This window comes from Vibrio bivalvicida (assembly GCF_001399455.2).
GTDB lineage: Bacteria > Pseudomonadota > Gammaproteobacteria > Enterobacterales > Vibrionaceae > Vibrio > Vibrio bivalvicida.
On the sequence record NZ_LLEI02000021.1, the window covers coordinates 258594 to 281402 of the forward strand.

22 protein-coding genes are annotated in these 22809 nt (G+C 44.4%); 9 read left to right on the forward strand and 13 right to left on the reverse strand.

All coding sequences use genetic code 11. The features are described from left to right. Window positions 1–80 precede the first annotated feature (80 nt). Complete coding sequence (locus tag APB76_RS06475) at window positions 81–2495, forward strand: M9 family metallopeptidase (RefSeq protein WP_054961058.1); 2415 nt, start codon at window positions 81–83, stop codon at window positions 2493–2495. Window positions 2496–2748: 253 nt separating this feature from the next. Next, window positions 2749–3942, forward strand: a complete 1194-nt coding sequence (locus tag APB76_RS06480; RefSeq protein WP_049844711.1) for a DUF3103 domain-containing protein — start codon at window positions 2749–2751, stop codon at window positions 3940–3942. A 54-nt stretch (window positions 3943–3996) separates the two neighbouring features. On the opposite strand, the gene APB76_RS06485 is transcribed toward APB76_RS06480, so the two are convergent. From APB76_RS06485 to APB76_RS06505, 5 genes are all read right to left on the reverse strand, one after another. Further along, a complete protein-coding gene (locus APB76_RS06485; protein ID WP_049844712.1) occupies window positions 3997–4293 on the reverse strand; it encodes a hypothetical protein in 297 nt (98 codons plus the stop codon). A 114-nt stretch (window positions 4294–4407) separates the two neighbouring features. Then, window positions 4408–5349, reverse strand: coding sequence for a universal stress protein (locus tag APB76_RS06490; protein WP_054961057.1), 942 nt, complete (start codon window positions 5347–5349; stop codon window positions 4408–4410). A 171-nt stretch (window positions 5350–5520) separates the two neighbouring features. Further along, a complete protein-coding gene (locus APB76_RS06495; RefSeq protein ID WP_049844714.1) occupies window positions 5521–5976 on the reverse strand; it encodes a GNAT family N-acetyltransferase in 456 nt (151 codons plus the stop codon). 25 nt (window positions 5977–6001) lie between these two features. Beyond that, complete coding sequence (locus tag APB76_RS06500; protein WP_049844715.1) at window positions 6002–6514, reverse strand: DUF6653 family protein; 513 nt, start codon at window positions 6512–6514, stop codon at window positions 6002–6004. 9 nt (window positions 6515–6523) lie between these two features. Beyond that, window positions 6524–6949, reverse strand: a complete 426-nt coding sequence (locus APB76_RS06505) for a gamma-glutamylcyclotransferase family protein (RefSeq protein WP_054961056.1) — start codon at window positions 6947–6949, stop codon at window positions 6524–6526. A 253-nt stretch (window positions 6950–7202) separates the two neighbouring features. Between APB76_RS06505 and APB76_RS06510 the strand changes: the two genes are divergently transcribed. From APB76_RS06510 to APB76_RS06525, 4 genes are all read left to right on the forward strand, one after another. Continuing rightward, window positions 7203–8063, forward strand: coding sequence for an alpha/beta fold hydrolase (locus tag APB76_RS06510; protein ID WP_054961055.1), 861 nt, complete (start codon window positions 7203–7205; stop codon window positions 8061–8063). A 131-nt stretch (window positions 8064–8194) separates the two neighbouring features. After that, entirely contained in the window at window positions 8195–8422 is a 228-nt protein-coding gene (locus APB76_RS06515) for a ParD-like family protein (RefSeq protein ID WP_049844920.1), read from the forward strand. After that, window positions 8412–9194 (forward strand): type I methionyl aminopeptidase, encoded by a 783-nt coding sequence (map, locus tag APB76_RS06520; protein WP_054961054.1) that lies wholly within the window; start codon window positions 8412–8414, stop codon window positions 9192–9194. Before APB76_RS06515 ends, map begins: the two co-directional genes overlap by 11 nt. A 153-nt stretch (window positions 9195–9347) precedes the next feature. Next, window positions 9348–9761 carry a VF530 family protein gene (locus APB76_RS06525; protein WP_054961053.1) on the forward strand — a complete coding sequence of 138 codons (414 nt, stop codon included), beginning with the start codon at window positions 9348–9350 and terminating at the stop codon, window positions 9759–9761. 68 nt (window positions 9762–9829) lie between these two features. On the opposite strand, the gene APB76_RS06530 is transcribed toward APB76_RS06525, so the two are convergent. From APB76_RS06530 to APB76_RS06565, 8 genes are all read right to left on the reverse strand, one after another. Continuing rightward, window positions 9830–11617 (reverse strand): aminopeptidase P family protein, encoded by a 1788-nt coding sequence (locus tag APB76_RS06530; protein WP_054961052.1) that lies wholly within the window; start codon window positions 11615–11617, stop codon window positions 9830–9832. After that, window positions 11614–12612, reverse strand: coding sequence for an ABC transporter ATP-binding protein (locus tag APB76_RS06535; protein ID WP_054961051.1), 999 nt, complete (start codon window positions 12610–12612; stop codon window positions 11614–11616). The genes APB76_RS06530 and APB76_RS06535 overlap by 4 nt, the downstream gene beginning before the upstream one ends. Window positions 12613–12620: 8 nt before the next feature. Further along, window positions 12621–13610, reverse strand: coding sequence for an ABC transporter ATP-binding protein (locus APB76_RS06540; RefSeq protein WP_054961050.1), 990 nt, complete (start codon window positions 13608–13610; stop codon window positions 12621–12623). A 9-nt stretch (window positions 13611–13619) separates the two neighbouring features. Further along, the gene (locus tag APB76_RS06545; RefSeq protein WP_054961049.1) at window positions 13620–14549 is read right to left on the reverse strand and encodes an ABC transporter permease subunit; all 930 of its coding nucleotides are present in this window, start codon (window positions 14547–14549) and stop codon (window positions 13620–13622) included. A 10-nt stretch (window positions 14550–14559) separates the two neighbouring features. Beyond that, window positions 14560–15480 (reverse strand): oligopeptide ABC transporter permease OppB, encoded by a 921-nt coding sequence (oppB, locus tag APB76_RS06550; protein ID WP_054961048.1) that lies wholly within the window; start codon window positions 15478–15480, stop codon window positions 14560–14562. Window positions 15481–15539: 59 nt separating this feature from the next. After that, window positions 15540–17150 carry a peptide ABC transporter substrate-binding protein gene (locus APB76_RS06555; RefSeq protein ID WP_049844724.1) on the reverse strand — a complete coding sequence of 537 codons (1611 nt, stop codon included), beginning with the start codon at window positions 17148–17150 and terminating at the stop codon, window positions 15540–15542. A gap of 273 nt (window positions 17151–17423) precedes the next feature. Further along, on the reverse strand, window positions 17424–18188 hold the full coding sequence (locus APB76_RS06560) for a hypothetical protein (RefSeq protein WP_049844725.1): 765 nt from the start codon (window positions 18186–18188) through the stop codon (window positions 17424–17426). A gap of 14 nt (window positions 18189–18202) precedes the next feature. Then, the gene (locus APB76_RS06565) at window positions 18203–18874 is read right to left on the reverse strand and encodes a GntR family transcriptional regulator (RefSeq protein ID WP_049844726.1); all 672 of its coding nucleotides are present in this window, start codon (window positions 18872–18874) and stop codon (window positions 18203–18205) included. A gap of 374 nt (window positions 18875–19248) precedes the next feature. On the opposite strand from APB76_RS06565, the gene APB76_RS06570 reads away from it, so the two are divergent. The 3 genes from APB76_RS06570 (at window position 19249) to APB76_RS06580 (ending at window position 22789) form a co-directional block, all read left to right on the forward strand. Next, the gene (locus APB76_RS06570; RefSeq protein WP_237767894.1) at window positions 19249–19761 is read left to right on the forward strand and encodes a hypothetical protein; all 513 of its coding nucleotides are present in this window, start codon (window positions 19249–19251) and stop codon (window positions 19759–19761) included. A gap of 5 nt (window positions 19762–19766) precedes the next feature. After that, window positions 19767–21239 carry a diguanylate cyclase domain-containing protein gene (locus APB76_RS06575; RefSeq protein ID WP_235431330.1) on the forward strand — a complete coding sequence of 491 codons (1473 nt, stop codon included), beginning with the start codon at window positions 19767–19769 and terminating at the stop codon, window positions 21237–21239. Between the two features lie 62 nt (window positions 21240–21301). Continuing rightward, a complete protein-coding gene (locus APB76_RS06580; RefSeq protein WP_054961046.1) occupies window positions 21302–22789 on the forward strand; it encodes a nucleoside hydrolase in 1488 nt (495 codons plus the stop codon). Window positions 22790–22809 lie beyond the last annotated feature (20 nt).

Here is a 22809-nt window from a genome sequence, read left to right on the forward strand (position 1 = left end):
GCTCCTGTTATGTTTTTAGTCATTATATTGATGTTTGTTATAACGCGCAGGCCAACTATTAATAAAAACAGGGTGTTGCAATGAAACAACGTCAATGGGCTCTCGGCAAGTTAGCGGGAGCATGTTTACTAACGGGTTTGAGTGGTTATGCTCAAGCCTCTCCACAATGCGAATTTAACGACCTCTCTCAAGGTAACTTATTGGTTGAGAGTATCGCTTCTGCACAATCGTCTTGTTATCAGTCCTGGTTTAATGCGCCGGCTGAAGCCGCTGTTTCACTTTATAGTGAAGCTTCATTAAACCAAGTTGTTGGTACGTTAAGTGCTGAAGTGAATCAGTATAGAGGCGAAGATGCTCAGGCTATTCGTATCGCCAATTTAAGTGAGTTTATCAAAGCCGCGTATTTCGCTCGCTATGGTACACAGGAGCAATATGGTTACTTTTCTGATGAATTTAGCCGTACGATTGCACAAATCTCAGATCGTTTTATTCGTTCAAAGTACGCGATAGATTTAGGACGCGAGCAAGTTCGGGCTATGTCCTCTATGACTCTATTGGTTGATAGCGTCAAGCAACTTCAATTGACGATGGATTCCATGCTGATTTTACTTGAGTCGTTTGACCGTGAAAACAGCAAGAATCTTCAGTATGTTGATGGTTTAAACAATCTCTTCCGAGCCATGAATGGTCATATTGTTCGAGATGCCTTCTATAATGAGTTGGTACAACATCCTCAGTACTTGTATAGGTTAAAACAATTTGTCGATAGTAACTTGTGGACGTTAGGTACAGATTCTGAATTTTTGGTTTATAACGCGGTTCGTGAAACAGGTCGCCTGCTGGCTGGCAGAAACGATTCACTTAACCAGCAAGTTATGCCGTTTTTAGAAAGTATTATGGCTCAGCATAAAGTAGGGACTGAAGGTGAAAAACTTTGGCTGGCATCCGCTGAAATGCTGCTGTTCTACGCACCTGAAAAGGCGAAAGAGCTCAATATTGAGGGGAAAAAGCAGCAATTAGAGCGACGCTTGCTAGTGAATCGCTATGAGTGTAGTGGTCCGGCCATCATTCGCTCTCAGAATCTTACTCAGCAGCAATCGCAGCAAGCATGTGAAATATTGAGTTCGACTGAGGCTGATTTTCATCGAGTTGCCAATACAGGGCAAGCTCCCGTTAAAGACGATCTTAACAACAACGTGGAGGTTGTTGTTTGGCAAGACAATGATTCGTATACCACTTACTCGAACTTCCTATTTGGCAACAGTACCGACAATGGCGGTCAGTATTTAGAAGGCAATCCATCGGATGAGAACAACGTAGCGCGATTTTTAGCTTATCGATACGCATCAGAAGAACTCTCAATCCTGAACTTAGAGCATGAATACATTCACTATCTTGACGGTCGATTCAACTTATATGGTGGATTTAGTAAGACATTAAGTGAAGGAAACATCGTTTGGTGGCTAGAAGGTTTTGCTGAGTACATGCATTACAAAAATGGCTATCAGGCTGCGGTGGATCTTACTGGTGATAAACACTACTCCTTAGCCGAAATATTCGCCACCACGTACGATCACGATCTAAACCGAGTCTACCGCTGGGGTTATCTAGCCGTTCGATTTTTGTTAGAGCAACACCCAAGTGAGGTTGATCGTATTCTTCAGTACGCTCGATCTGGCGATTACTCGGCTTGGAGTCGAGAAGTAAAGTTGTTGGGATCAGAATTAAACACTGAGTTTGCGACTTGGTTGGACAGTGTGTCGGTGGAATCTCACACCGGAGACGGCAGTGAAGGAGACTCAGGCTCAATCGAAACACCTCAGTCTCAAACGTTTGAAAGCATTGGCTTAAACCGATTGCATAGTTTTAGTGCAGAGGATTACCAAGAGCGCTTATTCTATGTCGATGTTCCCAATGGTGTGTCTGAGTTTAGCGTGTCGATCACAGGTGATGGAGATGCCGATCTTTATGCTAGCTACGAAAAAGTTGCTCACTATTATGACTACCAAATGTCAGAGTTTCAGCGTGGAAGTGAAGAAACGATTGAATTTGAAGCCCAATCAAATGGATTGATTGCCCCTGGGCGTTACTACTTTAGTTTGGCGGCGCGCGAAGCATTTCAAAATGTTGAAGTCGTTACGTTTGCCAAAAAGCAAATTCAAACTCACAAACCTAAAGATGATCTGTCGCCACTATTGATTGAAAACAACAAGGCGAAATCACTAACGGTTAATGAGCGCCGTTATATTGGCTTATACGTTGAACAGCCAGGTACTGTTCGTGTTTGGTTGACACCTAAACAGCAAGATCAAGGAAAAGTGGATATGTACGTTGGGCTTGAGGCTTGGGCATCTGAAAGTCAATATGATTTGTCCACAACTTCGCAAGGTAAATACCAGTATCTAGAGTTCAATGTCGATAAAACGGGCTATATTCACTTCACGCTCGCTACTTCTCATGCAGACAGTGAAATAGAACTATTTGCAAGCTACTAAAACTAAACATAAAAGAGTGCTTATGCGCTCTTTTTAGTTAATGATTTTACAAATGTGTCAATAGGTGGATGTTAAATTCGCTGTTGCTAAATTAGACAAAATTAAATATTGATATTTTATGTAATAGAGTGATCTTGAGCAGAAAAATTGACCAAAATCTAATCATTTTACTTCCTCTTATCCATCAAGCTGATAGGTTGTAGTTGTAGATTAATTACTCTACTACTGATAATTATTACAATGAGGATCATTTATGAGACCGAATATTTCTATCAGCTTAATGCTTGCAACGGCAGTGGTTGGATTCCAAACCAACGCAAAACCTCTAATTGCACAAGACATGACTTCCTTGTCTAAAGCAGAAGAAATTTCCAAACAGAAACAAGAGCTCGCACTTCAGTTCAGTGAAAGGTATCAATCGCTGGAAACTAACCTGAAAGCGCAAATCACTGAGAAGAATCTATCTGCTTCGGTCAGTCAGATTCAGTCAGCACAACCTTATTCTGCGTTTAGTCGTCAGTTACAACAAGCTGACCAAAACTATCGCACCATGAAAGGGGTCGAAGACTTTACGGATTCTTTGATTGAGCTTCGCATTGCGGATGCCTCGATGGTAGAGCAGTGGAAGCAGGGTGAAAGTCCGCTCTTTGCATTTGAACCATCGGGTGATGACTCAAACTGGCAATACGTTGAGGCTTATGATGTTTATGGTCAGCTTCACCAGTTAGATGTGTATGAAATGCCGGACGTGCCTGTATTCGTCGTCGACAGTAACGGTGCTGAAGAGTTACGAGCGGGTCTTGAGGCGATGCAAGCAGAGATGCAGCGTCTAGGGCAGCCAACTAAGTTAACCACAGACGAACCAGTGGCTAAACCAAAAGCTCAACGGGTTAGACGCTCTGTCATGACAGCGGATGTTCAGCCTCTTAGCACAACCCAACTAACTAAGATTCGCCTAAACGATGACCAAGAACCTTGGATTTCTGGTAAAGCAGAGATTTACGCCATCATTACTGGGGTCGATCCAAGCCGCGATGCGCCGCAGATCGATTTGGTTGAAATGCCGTATCTAGATTACGACGGTCAAGATTATTACCCTGGTCAAACAATGATCATCTGGCCTCGTTACCGTTGGGGAGCCGTTGATATGGTTCTGATGGAGCAAGATGACGGTACGGATTACAAGGAACTGGCAAAACTACTGGTGAAAGCCGCAGAAGAAATCTTGAAAATGATTCCAGATCCAGAAGTACAAGGCTATGCCATTATTGCTCAAATCACAGGTAAAATTATCGATGTCATCCCCGATGGATTGCTGACAAACGATGATGACTACGTTGATGTTTACTACACCTTAATGCAAAACACACCGTACGTTGATCGACCAGGGGCGGGGGGCAATGCGACGGCAACCTTTACGCCAGTAACCATAAACCCTACCGAGTAAACCTTAAACGCAAAATGGGACTGATTAGTCCCATTTTTGCGTTACAGTATATTCCTAAGCTAACAAAGTTTGCAAAACTTGCACTGAAACGAAACTAATCAGCTTAGAGATTAAAACGATCCAGATGCACCCTTCCAAAGGTGTTTCAGTCACGTAGTAGAGGAGGCTCACAAACAGCACAAGACTTGCAATCCACCCAACAACAGGGACTAAGGAAACGAGCGCAACGGCGACGACAATCCCAGCTAACGAGGCTAAATGAACGTTTTCAAGCGCAATTTGAGCCGCGACATACAGGCAACAAGCAGAAATAAAAACTTCAAATGCAAAAGCAATGGCTTCTGACACCATGAGTTCTCCTCATAAATGCGTTTATGGTGTTTGCAGCCATTGACGTCAATTAAGTTATGATTATTGTTATCACTACCAGTTTAGTCGAACTTGTAGCTTTTAAATTTATTCCGATTATGGCTTGGTTAAAACAGGTGAACTAAACGTATCGGGTTTGAGCGTGATCACCGAGCAATCTAGTTGATTGATCATTGCTTCCGCAGTATTACCCAATACAAAACCAGATATTCCAGAACGAGACATAGAACCCAAGATAACGAGATCCATCTTGTAGTCGGCAACGTATTTTGGGAATACTTCACGAGTCTCCCCTTCTAGCACTTTAGGCTCTATTTTTATTGGGCTATCTTTATGCACCTCTAATAGTGCATTTAAACGGGATAGCCGTTCTTTGCGCATTTCTTTGGCTATTAAGGCAATCTCAATGTCACTATAGCCACTCCAATCACGTAAGAAACCTTCTGACTCAAATTTCCACACATGGCAAAGAGTGAGCGAAGCGCCAACGCTTGAACAAAAATCTATTGCCATAGACAGAAGCTGGGCATTGAAATCTTGATATTCATCGTTAGTTAGGTCGACGGCGACAACAACATTGCGAATGGAACTAGGGACTCTGCTTAGAGACCAGATGGGGGCTTCTGACTTACGCATTAGATTTAAAGTATTGCTGCCTCTTTCGCAGGCGTCTTTTTTAGATTGTCGATAGGAGTTAATGATGATCATGGAGGCATCTGATTCATCAGCCTCTTTTATGATTTCAATGAATGGAGTGCCAACACGTACCTTGGTACTAAAACGTATATTGGAATATTGGTCTGATAGGGTACGGGCTTGTTTTTCTAAATCGTTTTTTAAGTGATGGGTCGCTTTGTCAAGAACGTTTAATGATGATCCTGATAGGTGATATATTTCCTTGAACTCGGCCAGTTCTTTAATAACAAGTAGCAAGGTCACCTTTGCTGAGCACTTATTGGCGAACTGAAATGCTTGATGGTGGGAATCATCAATCTCTTGACCAGGAGCAATCGGTACCAAAAGTTGAGTGAATGTCATATACCTTCCTCCAAATTAATATGAAATCGATCATTTAACTCTTCTAACTATAGGTAATGTGTCCTAGATTATCATTTTGGTTTCGTACTGTTTTTGAGATTTTTGTCGAGCTACAGGGATAAAAAAGGAGAACAACTGTTCTCCTCTGCTTTATTCAGCTTATTGGGTGAGTTACGCCACTTGTCTGCTGTCTAGTTCAATTACAGCCAGCATATCGTCGTGCTCTATATCGATGCCAGTTTCTACGAAACCAAATGTATTATAAAAATCTTTGGCGACAGGGTTGGAAGGGTTGTAACGGATTTCAATCTCGCGAACGCCTTGTCTTAGTTTCATTTCATCGAGTGCAAGATTTAACGCCGCTCTACCGAAGCCTTGAGCCTGATATTCTGCTGCAATCATAAAGCGCCATATTGATGATTTGGTTTCTGTTTCGTGCACCCACATCAAGAACCCAACCAATGTATCGCCTGCGTAAATCGCCCGAGTGATATAGCCTTCATTGAATGCCGCCTCTACCAACGACAACGTATTTGGTGCAAGGAAGTGTTCTTGCTCTTGTGACACTTGCAAGTGGCAGACTTGCATATAGTTACTCTTATCTATTTTTTGTAGTGAGCATTTCATTGTTTTCTCCTAGATAACCGACTTGTTAATCTTTAAACCAAGACTGATAAACAGGGTTTAAATCCTTAGTATCTTGATAAATCCATACCATGCGATCGACAAACCAAGCCTTGGTCGCCATAAGCCAAAGCATGCCAAAAAGCATGGACTCAATGTGGAGCGAGTAGACACCATAAATCCAAACGGGCAACCCTAATATTTGTAATATCATCAATAGATTACACATAGATAGATGATGCTGAGGGATGATAGCTTCTTTACTGCGGTTTAGATAGATACGCTCACCAAATGTGCCCATTGAAGCCCAGTTGTTGGTTGATTCAGGAGCAGGGAATAGGCGTGGATTCAGCCATACCCAAGTTAACACCAATAACGTTGGGATCAGTGAGTACCACCCTAGCCAGTCGCGCGAGGCCAGCGCTAGTGTGAGCAATGGCAAAATTGTAAACCGAGAATAGACACTCCAAGGGCTAGAGTGTTTTGCCCAAGCACTGTCATCCATCGACATGGCTTTTTCAGCGAATTTTAAGATATCCATTTCAATCCTTTAGGAAGTGGCATACCGGCTACGATAAAGTTTCGCATGTGACAAACAATATTCATCAGTTAACTCAGCTCGAATATCAGCGTCTACCAGCATTTCTGGCGGTTTACCATAAGCATACACGGTCAGTGATTCCCCGGTTTCCACGCACTCCACTTCAAGTGAGATTCTCCGATAACCGTCCTTCGCATCAATACGTTCGAGCTTGTCCATCGCCGACAAAGCTTGGTCAGTAACGTTAAAAATTTGGCCTTTGACTGGGTAGCCTTCTCCGTGTTGTAAGACTAGCCAAGGGGAATGGCGTTCACCAATCAGGTAAAGAGGGAATCGCTGTTTGGTTTGGAACGTATTGCCATAGCGAATCCCTTTATTAGTTTTAAAATTAGGAAAACCTTCCTTTAGCGTTCCAAAAACAAATACCTTGTACACCCAACTCTCCCTAGTTTGATGGCGAATACTAGCCATCTAATATGCCATTAATATACTATGCCAGCAATGGTGCTCTATAATACGGTATTGATTTCAAAGCGTATGTTTAATAACCTCCGACCAACTTATCTAGAGACTTAAAGACGACCATGACACTTATTCGTTGACTATCTTTACCTAACTTCAAACACATAGACACTCACTCTTTCTTAGCGGAGAGGGAATAAACTTGAATTGAAAAAGGTAATTCTCAATGAATACCCATATTATTGAATCTGGAGATTATAGCCTTAAGGTTATTATTAAAGGTGCTGGTAAACCCCTGCTGATTATTGGAAGCGCTGATTATTATTACCGCGTTATGCCAGAGTCCATTTACTCCAACTTTCAATGCATCTACATCGATCATCGAGGCTTTGCTTCTTGCAGTAGGGAGCCAGATATTAGAGATGCTTCTCTTGATATCATCGCTGATGATATTGATCTTGTTTGCCAATCTCTAGAATTAGATACAGTTGCTATACTTGGCCACTCTGGCCATGGATATATGGCAGCATACTTTGCTATTCGATATCCAGCACGTATAAGTAGCCTAGTGTTAAGCAACATTTCTCCCAGTCTGTCGCCCGAGATGCAGTCGAAGCAATTCGAACGTTGGGAATCTGAAGCCGATGAGACCCGAAAGGCTTATTTTTCTGAAAACATCGCAAAGCTACATGATGATATTCAAGCGCAACCAGAACGTAAATTTGTTCATATGTGTCATCGTTTGGGAGCTATGCGCTGGTTCGATTTCGGCTTTAACGAATTGCCGTTGTGGGAAGGTTTCCCGGCACATACGGTTCTTTTAGATAAGTTATGGGGTCAAGTTTTCACTGAGATAAGTGGAGATTTCTATCAAGCACTACCTGCGATACCACTATTGATCATAGGATCCGATCATGATTTTAGTATTGCGCCATTGGAGTGCTGGCAATCCGTTGATTTTGGACCCGCTAAGGCAGAGTTTGCAATGATCAACCACGCGGCACATACACCAATGCTAGAGCAGCCCGAACAGTTTCTTGAGGCTCTAGAAAGGTTTATGAGTCGTAGCGGCAACTACGCTGGTTAGACAAAAGCTAAGTTTTGAATAACCAAAGAGCATAGCTACTGGTGTGCTCTTTTTAGCCACATCATTTTCAGCTTGACGGATTATGCATTATGGATACACTTTATATACGTTATATATATAGAGTGTATTTGATGGGTATTGTTAAGATTTCAGACGAGTTGCACGAAGAGCTCAGAAAAGCGAGCTCTGTGATGGCGCGTTCGATTAACTCGCAGGCAGAATTCTGGATCAAGATTGGTATGCTTGCTGAGCTGCATCCTCAGCTCTCTTTCAATGACTTGGTGGCAGATTTAATGAAATCGGCAGAAGTGTCAGTGAGCAATGTTTCTGCGACAGAAGGCGTTGCTAATGAACAGTAATGTAGCGATCAAGTCAGAAAGCGAGATTGAATTGATGCGCACCTCCGGCAAGTTGTTGGCTAAGGTGTTTCATATGCTGGATCACTACGTGAAGCCGGGTATTTCAACCATGGACATTAATAACCGAGTTGAAGATTTTATTGTCAATGATCTACAGGCGAGACCAGCCAGCAAAGGGCAGTATGATTACCAGTACGTACTCAATACTTCGTTGAATGAAGTGGTTTGTCATGGTGTGCCTAAAGCTAGCCAAATCTTAAAGAGTACCGACATTATCAATCTTGATATTACGCTAGAGAAAGGTGGCTTTATCACTGACTCAAGCAAAATGTATGTGATGCCCGATGCAAACCCACTGGCGCGAAAGTTAGTGAAAGTCACTTATGAAGCGATGTGGCAGGGAATCAAGCAAGTCAAACCAAGAGCGCGTCTTGGTGATATTGGGCATGCCATTCAGAGCTATGCAGAGACTTACGGCTACAGCATAGTAAGAGAGTATTGTGGTCACGGCATTGGTCGAGAAATGCATGAAGAGCCGCAAGTGCTTCATTATGGTATTCGCGATACCGGTTTGCTGCTAAAAGAAGGCATGGTGTTTACCATTGAGCCTATGGTTAACCAAGGGACCGAGAAAACCAAGACTAAGAAAGATGGCTGGACGGTGATAACCCGAGATAAAAAGCTGTCTGCTCAATCAGAGCACACTGTGTTAGTCACTAGTAGTGGCTATGAGGTGCTGACGTTAAGAGAAGAAGAAAGCTTGCCTAGTTAATAATAAGAATAGGGAAGCAAGATTAACTCTGTTAGAATCCGCGCCACCAAGTGTTGCTGTCTTTGTTCTGTTATTTTGACATCTACTCAGCAGGGTATCGGCAACACTGGCTATTTAACCCGCTGCAATTAGTAAGACACCTAGGATCTCAATATGATGACCGATGAAGAAAGAATTGAACTACAACAAAATAACCCTCTACACGGCCTGAAACTAGAGACTTTGCTACAAGAGCTAGTAGACTTTTATGGTTGGGATATTCTAGATACAGCAATGCGTTTCAATTGTTTCCATACCAACCCTTCGATTGCTAGTAGTGTCAAATACTTAAAGAAAACCGACTGGGCGAGAGAGAAAGTAGAAAACTTTTATCTGTACCGTTTTAAGCGTATGCCTAGAGCATCTAGTGAAGAGTATGATTTACCTCCACGCGCTCGTACTTTCCCACACGGCCTTAAACCTAAAGAGCCGATGAAACTGACCGTTGAATCAATATTGAATTCACAAGCAAAGGCGGCCTCGGCGCATAAAGAGCGTTCTTCGCGTGGCGGTCGTTCACGAAAATAACGGTTCAACAAAACCTATTGATTCTGCCAGATACATCATGGCGTATCTGGCAGAGTGACTGCATGAAGTTAGATCGCCTGCGTGGCTTTCTCTAACCAAACTTTTTCTTGCTCATCAAGGTCTGGTGATAGCTTGATCCAACACTGCTGATGGTAGTCGTTGAGCCATTGAATCTCACCGCTATCAAGCATCGATTTATCAATCATCTTGGTCGCGATTGGCGCTAGGGTTATGGTCTCAAAGCCATAAAAAGTGCCAAATTCGTTCTCTTCTAACTCGATCACTTTCATGATGTTTTCAATCCGCACCCCATGCACACCTTCGCGGTAAACACCGGGCTCATTAGTAATCACCATACCTGGTCTAAGGGTGACTTCGGCAGGATTTTGAGAAAAGTTTTGCGGCCCTTCATGAACATTCAAACATACGCCGACACCATGACCCGTACCACATTTATAGTCGATGCCATGTTGCCACAACACGCCGCGCGCCATGATATCGAGATTGGCTCCAGTCGAGCCTTTCATAAAGCGAGTTTGTGTTAGGCGTATGACGGCCTTTAGCACTAAGGTGTAATCTTTTCTTTCTTGTGCTGTAGGGCTACCAAAGTGGAAGGTGCGAGTGATGTCTGTTGTACCACCTGGATATTGCCCACCCGAATCGACAAGGAAGAAACGGCTCTCATCGACTTGGTAGCAGCTCGATTCGTCTGCTGCGTAGTGCATCTTAGCGCCATGTTCAGCAAAACCCGCGATGGTTCTAAAGCTTTCGCCTAAATAGCCGTCAATCTGCTTGCGGTAGCCCATTAATTGTTGTTCGGCATTTAACTCGGTGACTTTGCCACTGGGTACTTGTTCATCTAGCCATTGCATGAATTTTACGACTGCTACGCCATCTTGGCGCAAGGTCTCTTCCATACTTGCAAGTTCGGTTGAATTCTTTTGGGCTTTCATCAGTGTGACAGGGCATGGGCGGTCAAGCAGACTGAACTCAGATTTAATCTGGCTTGCTAACAGGCTGTCACAGTTTTTAGCGGTATAAATGACCCTAGCGCCTCTTTCGATAAGGTTTAACGCTGTGCTAAGGTGTTCGTAATCATGGATATGAACCAGAGACTCTTCAAGTGCGGCGACAACTTGCTGAGTGAGCTTTCGATTATCAATAAACAAACGACAACTTTGCTTATCGACAAGCAGGTAGCCCTCAGAGATTGGGCAATAGGCGGTATCGCCTCCGCGAATGTTGAGCGTCCACATCACGTCGTCTAGCGTTGAAATCAATAATGCATCGGCCTTCTCAGCATCGAGGTATTGACGAATCTGAGCGACTTTTTCGCCACATGTTAGCCCTGCAACCTCTATTGGATGGTTAAAAACAGGTGCAGTCGGTCGCGACGGTCGATCATGCCAAATGGGGGAAATAAGGTCGTGCTCTAGTACCACTCGAATCGATTTGTCTGCGAATGCGCTAGTAAGCTCATCGAAAAACTGCTTGCTGATACTGCGACCATCGACACCTACCCTCGCGTTTTGTGGCAAGGATTGAGCTAACCATTGCGCAATTGTTGGCGTCTCGGCTAGGCGCGCTTTAAACAGCGATAAACCAGAGCCTTCGATTTGCTCAGCTCCTTGAATGTAGTAGCGTCCATCTGTCCAAAGCCCGCCGCCATCTTTAGTCACCACCACGTCGCCAGCAGAGCCAGTAAAGCCCGATATCCACTGCCTTGCCAGCCAATAATCGGCAGAGTATTCACTAGCATGCGGGTCATTATTGGTGACGATATAAGCATCAAAATTATGTTTTTGCATGCCGTTACGTAAAGCGTTAAGTCGTTGTGGAACAGTGGTTAGAGTCATAGTGGTTGGCTTCCTAACAAAGTATGAGTACAGAAAATGTGGTGGTCTGGCAGACCACTTCGAGTCGGTTTTTGTTGACCACACAAATCAGTGGCACTTGGGCATCGGGTACGAAATACGCATCCACTTGGTGGGTTGAGCGGTGATGGAAGATCGCCAGGCAGTAGTTGAATATCACGATTGCGAGCGAGTGTTGGATGAGCGATAGGAACTGCAGATAATAAGGCTTTCGTGTATGGGTGCTGGGCGTCATCGAAAACCTTATCGTAGCGCCCAACTTCCATCGGTTTACCTAAATACATCACCATGACACGATCGCTTATGTGTCTTACTACACTTAGGTCGTGGGCGATCATGACCAGTGTTAAACCCATCTCTTGTTTTAAATCATCAAGAAGATTAATCACCTGCGCTTGTATCGATACATCAAGGGCGCTGACAGGTTCATCGCACACCACTAAGTCGGGTTTGAGGATCAGAGCACGTGCGATGCCCACGCGTTGACATTGACCGCCCGAGAACTCGTGCGGATAGCGATTTCGCTGGCTTGCAAGTAAGCCCACTTTGTCCATCATCGCGATAACGCGACTTTCTACCTCTTGGCGGCTTAAATGGGGTTCATGAGTCAGTAAGGGTTCAGCGATACATTCGGAGATCGTCAGGCGAGGATTCAAACAGGCAGAAGGATCTTGAAACACCATTTGAAACTCACGACGTTTTTTCGCTAGCTCTTGTTTACCAAACCCACGCATATCTTGCCCCTTCCATGAGAGCTCGCCACCTGTCGGTTCTATCAGGCGAAGCAGTGCTCGTGCTAGGGTTGATTTTCCGCACCCAGACTCACCGACAATGCCTAAAGTTTCTCCGCGGAACACTTCTAAGTCGATACCATCGACGGCTTTCACCACTTTGCGCTTACTTGGCAATATGTGTTTATTGATTGCGAAGTGAACTTTTAGATCACGCGCTGAAAGTAAAACTTCTGGTTGGTTCATGTTACCTCCTAAGCTGAACGCGCAATGGATGTGATGGAAGCGGGGGCATTGACATGGCAAGCTAACCCTTGGCTCGTAGAGAGCGCTCTAAATGGCGGCATTTGCGCACTGCACTCCGCCCGATACTCGTTGCAACGTTCTTTAAAAGGGCAGCCTTTGTTGTGAATCAGTGCGCTAGGGGGATTGCCGAGTATGGTAGGTAGGCGATCCATATCTTCACTGATTGAAGGTATCGCTTTGAGAAGACCTCGTGTGTACGGGTGAGAAGGAGTCGCGAATATTGACTCAGTATCCGCCTCTTCCATTTTACGACCGCCATACATGACCAAGACTCGATCACACATTTCTGCGACCACGCCCATGTCGTGCGTAATTAGCAGAATGGCGGTGTTGAACTCTGTTTGCAGCTCGCGTAATAGAGTCAAAATTTGCGCTTGTACCGTTACATCCAATGCGGTGGTCGGTTCATCCGCGATCAGTAGCTCAGGTTTACACAATAGTGCCATTGCTATCATTACTCGCTGGCGCATGCCGCCGGACATTTCATGCGGATACTGCGCCATCCTTGTGGCAGCTGATGGAATCCTTACCGCATCAAGCATCGCAATGACTTCTTTATCGGCTTCTTTGCGTGACATGCCTTTGTGAATCATCAAAACTTCGGCAAGTTGTTTACCAATTTTCATAAACGGGTTAAGTGAGGTCATCGGATCTTGGAAGATCATGCCAATCTTTTCTGCACGAATATGATTGAGTTGGCTCTTTGACATCGAAAGTAGGTTTTCACCGTGGAAATTGGCTTCACCGCTGACCAAACCGTTGTCAGCAGTTAAGCCCATCAGCGCAAAAACCGATTGGCTTTTGCCCGAGCCAGACTCACCGACAATGCCCAAGGTTTCGCCCTTGTTTATGCTATAGGACAAATCACTGACCGCTTGCACTAAGCCATCAGGGGTTTGGAAGCGCACATTCATCTGGTTAATCGAGAGAATACTCATCACTACTCCTTAGCGATCTTTTGGATCGAGTGCGTCACGCAGACCATCACCGATAAAGTTAAAACAGAACAAGGTGGCAACAAGGAAAATTGAAGGGAACACCAATTGCCAAAGGGCAACATCTATTGTTTTCGCACCCTCAGCAATTAAGATGCCCCAACTGGTATCGGGTGGTTGAACGCCCAGCCCCAAAAAGCTTAAGAAGGATTCAAACATAATAAATCCCGGCACCATTAATGAGGAGTAAACCATCACAATGCCCAGTACATTGGGTAACACGTGACGGCGCACTATGGTCAACCGAGATACACCGATAGAATGGGCTGCTTCGATAAACTCTCTTTTCTTGATACTGAATGTGACACCGCGTACGACCCTAGCAATTCCGAGCCAAGAGACCATGCCGATCACAACAAAGATAAGGTAGATATTATTACCAAATAGGGTAACGAACAGAATGACCAGAAACATAAATGGGACAGAGTCGAGCACTTCGATAATGCGCATCATAGTGCCGTCAACGATGCCACCAAGGTAACCAGATAAGGCTCCCCAAGCGGTTCCAATCACTACCGCAACCAGTGCGCCCATAAAGCCAACCATGATCGAAAGCCTGCCTCCCTGCATGGTTCGGGCGAAGATATCTTGGCCTAAGTCATCGGTACCAAAGTAGTGACCAGAACTGATTGAAGGTTTGCCCAACTCATAAGGGTCAGCGACCACGTTCCAGTCAATTTCATCGTGACCGAAGGCAGCGAGCTGAGGGCCGAACGTGATGCACAAGACGATAAACATCAACACATAAATGGATGTCATCGCGGCACGGTTTTTACGAAAGCGAGTCCAAGCGTCTTGCCATAAGCTGCGCCCTTCAACCGCTTCGACTTGAGATCTTACTTGATCCGCTAGCTCCTTGGCGTCAATACGTTTGGTTAACATTGGTTACCTCCTAAACACGAATGCGCGGGTCGATGACGGTGTAGAGAATATCGACCACCAAGTTAAACAAGATGGTAAGAGAGGCGACAATCAGGGTTATGCCCATGACTAAGCCGTAATCTCGATTAAGTGCGCCAGAGACGAAGTGTTGCCCCATGCCTCCGGTACTAAAGAATATATCGATAATCACCGAACCAGTGACAACGGCAACAAAGCTCGGGCCTAGCATAGCGATAATCGGTATTAATGACGGGCGAAGCGCGTGATGAAACAGGATGTAGCTGGTGGACAGTCCCTTTGCTTTTGCGGTGCGTATATAAGGTTGATTGAGTGTCTCAATCATTGCGCCGCGCATGACCCTAGCGATACTTGCTACAGAGCCAATCGCCAAGCTAAGTACCGGTAAAATCAAAAACGAAGCTTGTCCGCCTTCCCATCCGCCTGCGGGTAGCCAGCCTAAATGAATAGAGAAAATAGTCACAAGCACGGGCGCCAAGACAAACGCTGGAATCACAACACCTGTCATTGAGAGTGACATAAGTAAGTAGTCTAGTTTTTCATTGCGATTTAGCGCAGCTATGGTGCCTAGAACCATTCCTAGTGGGACGGAAATACAAAAAGAAATCACGCCTAATACAGCCGAAACTGGCCATGATTGAGCGACAAGTTCGGTGACACTAAAGTCTTGGTAAACGAAGCTGGGGCCAAGGTCGCCCTGAATGAAGTTTCCAACGTAGATAAAAAACTGAACAATAAAAGGTTCATTAAGGTGAAATTTGGCTTCAATATTGGCGCGTACCACTTCTGGCATCGGCCTTTCCATATCAAATGGGCCCCCTGGGGCAATATGCATTAGCCAAAAGGAAACCAAGGCGATGAACAGTAATGTGGGCACTGCGATAAGCAAGCGACGGAGAATATACAGCAACATGACGCATCCTTTCGTTTAAAAAATCCCGCTACCGATGAGTAGCGGGCAAACCGTCCCAATTAGTGGGCCTTTACGTAAACATTCTTGCGATAGTATGAAGACTCAGGATTGGTGCGCTCGTAACCACCGATATGCTCCTTAACAAGGTATTGGTCGTTTCCGTTGCGGTACATTGGGATGATCGCCATATCCTCAATCAGAAGTTTTTCTGCGGCAATGTACTCAGCCGAAGGGTCACTGAGGCTCTTAGACTCTGCCATCAAACGATCGTATTCAGGGTTGTTGTATTTAGAGTCATTGTACTCGCCAGTCGAGACGAAAATATCTAACCAAGTCGATGCTTCATTGTAGTCAGCGGTCCAGCCGCCGCGACTGATGTTGCCTGGATCTTTTAGTGCATAGAAGACTTTAGGCTCTAGCTGTTTGAGCTCGATTTGTGCACCTAGCTTGCTCTTCCACATACCAGCCATTGCAGTCGCCATCTTCACATCTTTAGAGAAGGTAGGGACAGTGAAGGTCAGCTTAAGTGGGTTACTCTTGCTGTATCCCGCTTCTGCAAGTAGCGCTTTTGCTTGAGAATCTCGCTTAGCTTGCTCCCAAGTCGCGAATGTTGGTGTGTGAGTTTTAAAGCCATCGGTTTGCGGTGGTACCAAAGTGAACATAGGGATGCCACCATTCTTAGCAATCGCTTTGGTAATGATGTTACGGTCAATCGCAAACGACAGAGCCTGACGAACGCGAAGGTCTTTGGTTGGGCCTTTTTGCGTGTTCAAGTAGTAGAACGTCGATCCTAAAGAGGCACTGGTGTCAGCGACTTGCTCAGGATATTTTTTAAGTAGCTTGTTCTTCTGCGCAGCTGGAATTGAAAGGGCTTGATCTATTTCTCCTGCAAGATAGCGGTTAAGCGACACGTTTGCATCACCTATTGGTAACCAAGTGATCTGTTCTAGTACGACATTGTCAGCATCCCAATAGTTGTCGTTCTTAGCCATGACCATTTTCTCGTTGACTTTCCAGCTTGAAACTGTGAATGCGCCGTTGGTCACGATGTTTTCGGGTTGTGTCCAAGCATTGCCATGCTTTTCTACTGTCGCTTGATGAACCGGAGCTAGAACGGGGTGACTCAGCAGTTTGATGAAAAATGGAACCGGCTTTTCTAACGTTACCTCAAAGGTATAGTCGTCAACGGCACGCACACCTAAGGTATCTGCCAGCGCTTCGCCTTGCATAATCTTATGTGAGTTTTTTATGCCTGGAATTGCCGCAAACCATGCGTATGGAGAAGCTGTCTCAGGGGTGATTAGGCGTTTCCAGCTATATACGAAATCATGTGCTGTTAGAGGCTCGCCATTTGACCACTTAGATTGGCGAAGCTTAAAGGTATAGACAGTGTTGTTATCATTGGCCTGCCAACTCTCAGCAATTCCCGGAATAGTCTTGCCTTGTTTGTCTTGGATTGTTAGTCCCTCAAACAGGTCGCGGCCTAAGTTAAATGCAGGCTCTGCTGCTTGTTTCGCGGGATCTATGGAGGTGACTTCTGCTCCGTTGTTTAACACGATCTCTTGTTTATCTGCGAGCTGCGTTCCAACAGGAAAGGGTTTAGCTATCGCATTGCTAGTCAATAGCGCAGCAGCGATGGTACTCAGTGCGATTAGTTTTTTGGCTTTCATAGCTTCCTCGTTATGTCCATATAGAAGTACCCCTTTGGCCTAACACTGCGGGGGAGGCTTACTGTGTAAACGGTATAGGCGTAAGCTTTTAACCAAAGGGATAAGAGAAATGTATATTGTATAAAATAATCCAACAAACAATAATTAACATGTTTGTAACAAGGTGGCAGAAAGAGAGACTAGCAGTCTTAGAAATTGAGACTGAACAATAAATGAGCGGTCAATATACAGATTACTCGTGTTTGGTCACAGTAAGTTTTGAACAAAAATAGATCACTGGCGACGGAAACGAGCGGAAACTTCTTTCAATAACCCCCCATCTATGTTGGGTATATCATCAGAGAAGAATATCTGCTGTCCTGGAATGTTTCGAAACAGAACATTGGTTAGCTCTCCTGTCCCATTAGCGCTGTTCGCTGCGTGCATCTCGCCGATTTTTTGATCGACTTCTTTTTCAAGTTGTAGCCGTTGTTCTGCGGTTAATCGCACGCGAGCATGGCACACTTGTGATAGGGTTTCATGCGCCATAGAAACTTGCTCGAAGCGTCTTTTAAATAGAGTATCGAGCGCAGTTCCTTCTTCCATAATGAAGCGTCGACCAGAACGATAGAAAATCTTATCTCCAAGGTTTTCTATGTATCCGAGCATCTCTGCGATACTGAGATAAAAACGCACACTGGTATCAGATAGCTGGTACTCCTCGGCGATTTCTTCTGGGGTTTTATTGCATGAAGTAACCAGATAGATAAAGTCGAGCAGGTAAGGATGTTCGACAAACAAGGCGTTTTGCTCATCTGATAGAAACTGCTCGTTATCGCGTTGAATTTGGATAGCAATATCTGATAAGCCTTGCAAATCGGTGTTAAGGTGAGTGGTATACAGCAAGATTTTGTCTAACCCCAGAGACGGGTTGTGCAAGTGGCGCTTAATCGTCGATAACGGTATACCTGTCTTCTCGGATAATTCGCTGTAACACAAACCTTCGTCTTTAATCTTGTGGCGGATCGCCGCCAATAAGAACTCTGGACCTAGATGCATGGTTTTTACTCACTCTATTGATTGTTATTACGCTCAAGCAGTAAGTCACGAATCGCAGCGCCAGCCTCTAAAATATGCTTTTTCAGCATATACTTAGCGCCGTCTATATCGCGATTCTGGCACATTTCGAGTAGCGCCTGATGCTCTTTATCTGCTTTTGCGGTCCCTTCAGTGAAAAGAAGCTGCATACGAATGTAGCGGTCACATTTAGTGTTAAGGTTATAAATTACATCCATGGTTTCAGGCATGTTAGCCGGAGCATAAAGCGCTTTGTGCAGCTCATAGTTGTAGTTGCTCCACTCTTCGACTTCGTCTCCACGATTAACAACATCATCAAAGCGCTGTCGAATTTCATTAGCTCTTGCTAAGTCTTCATCGGTCATGTTCTGAATCGCGCGTTCCAATATGTGGCACTCAACCACAGCGCGCAGCTCAAACAGTTCGTCTATTTTGTCTGGCGAAAGCTCGGTTACCGTTGCACCTTTATGGGCTTCGAAACTCACTAGCCCTTGCGCTTCAAGCTGCATCAAGGCTTCCCGTACAGGAATTCGGCTAACATTAAACTCTTTTGCCAACGCATCTTGTCGTAATGGCTGACCAGTTTTTAACTCACCTTTTAGAATTTTACTGCGGATAGCTTCTTCCACTAACTGGGTTCGAGTCTTAAAAACAGGTTGTTGCGACATCCAAGTCTCCGGTATTTCTTTTTGGTAATATTGTATTCAATATACCATTTGAGTGATGCAATGCGACTTTCTGCTCCAAAAACAGTTTCTTTTTGGGGGATTGGTCAATAGTTGGTGTATATACAGGATTAACTTAAGAGAGCCATTGTTGTTATTTGTTCTTTTATTGTTTTAATTAAGTTCTCACTATTCCGTATTCTATTTGCACTTAATATCTATATCGTTACTATATTCAACTGATCTATAAACTTTAGTTTCAGGTTGGCTACTCAGACTGTGATTGCTCAGGGCTTGAGCACTGTTTCATTGAGTGCAGAAACAGAAAGTAATAAGTATAAATTCAAAGGATTGATATGGAAGTTTCCAAACGCCTAATGGTGGCTTTGTTGTGTGCAGTGTCTTCAATTGCATCTATTGGTATTGCCTACGCGGACTCAGATGCAAGTTACCCCGAGGGGTGGGAAGATTGGCCAGTGGTGAAAGAGTCGATGAACCTCCCTGCTGATACTGTTTTACCCCCAGATACCTCTTTGTTTATTCAAGAATCCGTGCGTGCATATGCTTGGATCAATGAAGGGAGAGGCTCGCCTCTGACGATAAGAGTCAACCCAAGCAAGTTAGAACAATACAAAACGCATGGTCCATATACAGATGGAGCAACTGTTGTCGCGGTTTCAGAAGTGGAAGGCATTATTTGGGTGACTGAACATATTGGCGGACTTCCACTTTATGGAAGCTACAACCGAGAAGGTAAAGACATCAGCTCTATGCATCCATCTTTAGAGCCTAGTTTTTGCGCTAGCTGCCATACCACCTACAAAGACATTTGTATTAATGGTACCTGTACAGAGCCAGTGCTTGATACGTATGCAGAAGCTAAAGAGTAACACTATTGAGTGAGCGCTTGTTTGGCTGGCTAACTATTAACCAGATGTTGTTTATTTCGCATCTGGTATTGGTGCTATCGATCATTTTTGGTCTGTCATACAGCCGTTATCAAAATGATTGGTCAACCAAGGTGGAATATCTTGCTGATATGTCTGCCAGTCATCTTGCTGCTTACAATACTTTCTTCTCCGGCTCAGTTGCAGGTCGAAATTATGCAAACCTGCTTATGCAATCGACTTTGGATAACCTGAAAGCGATTCCCAACTTAAAATATGCGGAAGTGTCCGGTACTAGCGACTATCTAAAACACGAAGTTAAGGTCAGGTATTCGATTGATAGGAGTAGAGGCTGGAGGCTAGATGTATCTGAAGATGAAATTCGATTGCTTTCCAATAAACTGAGTTCACTCGAGAATACTCTCGCTGCTACACCTGTGACAAATAAGGTACATATCAAGAAGCTTAACCATCTGATCAATAAGCTCAAAGTGGATCTCTCGGTTATCAACGAGAATATTCAGTTACAGTCTCTGCCTATCCCAACCATTCCTGAGGAGCGGTATGAATCTACTTACTACCTGGATGAAGGTGCTGATCTTCTCCATGTTCAGATAAAATTGCGCAATAACAATGGCGGTTACTTCAGAGCTGTGGTCGATGCCGCTGCGTTGAAACAGATAAAGGGCGATCTGCTAGCGAGAGTGTTATATGAAGCCTTTATTGCTTTAGTCATTTCATTCTTACTTATCTATTTCGTCACTTTTTGGTTAGTTAGTCCGCTGAAAGTTTTAGCTTCTTCTATGAAGCAAGATATCGAAAAGATAGATCAGGCGAAGATTCCAGAAATAAAAAGAGCAGACGAAATTGGTGATCTGGCTCGTTCATACTCTAGCTTGATCACTAAGATTAAAAACCAACTGCGGATTTTACATAACCAAACTGAAACTGACCCTCTTACAGGCATAGGCTCTCGCTTCAAATATCAGAAACGCGCAGCGCAGGCTGTGCAGCAAGCTTTGCAAAATGGCGAGGTTGTCTATTTCGTTATATGTGATATCGACAATTTTAAATTGTTCAATGATTCTTATGGCCATACGGAAGGGGACAACGCCCTTACTGATGTTGCGAATGCCATGAACTCTCTTCTTGAACCACATGAGTTAGGTTGTCGCTTAGGTGGTGAAGAGTTTGTATTCATTCTTTCCAGTAAAGGGGAAAGTAAGCTGAAACAAAGAGTTGACGAGCTTAAGGTTGCTGTTCAGGATTTAAACATTGAGCATAGCAAAAACGTTCCGCATAACGTTGTCACTGTATCTGTCGGTGCTATCCCTATATCTTCTACATTGCATAAAGTCACGATTGAGCAATCAGATCAGTGTATCCAACGAGCAATTGTCAAAGCCGATGAGCAACTATACCTAGGCAAAGAGGCTGGCCGTAATGTGGTGATGTATAGCCAGTCTCTAATCATTGAATAATAAACTACCCAAAATCTACATGAAATAACCCCCTTAAAAAACGGAAAAACAAAGGAGAGTCTATGCAGAGTCTTGATTCGAAAGACTTCTTAAATCAGCCTCAAAAACGAACATGGATCGATACGGATATTACAATCGATCATTACAATGGCTTGATCCCCTGTGATGTTGACGATGGGTACGCGCTAGGTGTTTTGTTCCGTAGCCAGGAAGTCGATATCGTTGGCTTGAGCTCGACCCTTGGCAACTCAGAAGATATAGAAGTGACGACCGAGATTGCTACCCAGTTTACCGCCAAGTTTGGACCAACCAGTTTGACGGTATCTAAAGGGAGTTCTGTTTTCTATTCTGATGCGGAGGGCAAAGAGTTACCTGAAGCTGTTAAAAATCTTGCTCAAGAGTTAAAGCAAGGCCCATTGACCATTCTAGCTATTGGTGCATTAACCAATATTGCATTGTTAATCAAACATTTCCCCGAGCTAGTGGATAACATTCAAGAAGTGGTATGTGTTGCTGGAAGAAGAAACACAGAGCAGCATTTTGTAGCGAGTAAGCGTCAACTGAGACCATTTAGAGATCTTAACTTTGAGGTGGATGAAACGGCGTTTAACGTGGTTCTAAACAGCGAGGTTCAACTAACGCTGATTCCGTTTGAAGTTTGTGATGATATCTGGATTGATTTCCACGAGCTAAGAAAGATGCGCAACGGCAGTTCGCTGGCAGAATATCTTGAAAAAGAATCTCGTATCTGGGCTTTGGAGTGGGCGACTTTGTTTGGTTCAAGCAAAGGGTTTATCCCGTTCGATATGGTTGCTGCCGCGTATGTCGTGAATCCTGAGTGGTTTACTGTTAAGCAATGGCATGTGCAGGTTCAGTCTGGTCCTAGCGATACGAAAAAGGGTGAAACCAAGGAATATTTGGTCTGCAACGAGCAGTTAGATATGGGGAGGTTGGTTAATTACGCCGTCGAAGTCTCTCCTAGCGCTGAACCTGAATTATTCAAACGTCTTACTCAGCAAGATATTAGCAGCTTTATTCTTGGACTGTCTCACGTCAACATCATTGTAGAAGATGTTGATGGTGCTGCTGAGTACTATCATAAGGTACTCGGCTTTGAACGCGCTATTGATGACCAAGGCCAGAAGATGGATTATCGCAATGTTTCAATGGCGGAGTTCAATCAGGATGCTGGATTAGCAGACCAAGATGTCGAGCTGGATGTGCTTTTCCTTAAACACCCATATGCTTCGATCTATTTGGAGCTGATGCGTTATCACAAGCCGATAGGTCAATCAGAAATCCCGCCTCAACCAAGAACCTACGATCTAGGTGGCCCGCGACATATAGCTCTTGAAGTCTCGAACTGTACTGCGGTGTTTAGATACCTTAAGCAGCAAGAAGGCGTGGCGATGATTGACCCGTCTGATGATTACCACCCTGAGAAGCTAGACGGTTTCCCGATTTCGTTTTTCTACTGGATTGACAAGTATGGTGTGCAGTGGGAGATGGAAGAAGGGCGCCGCGTCGGTGTCGCTAGAGGAATCATGTAAACCTAATTAGCAATGTGAAG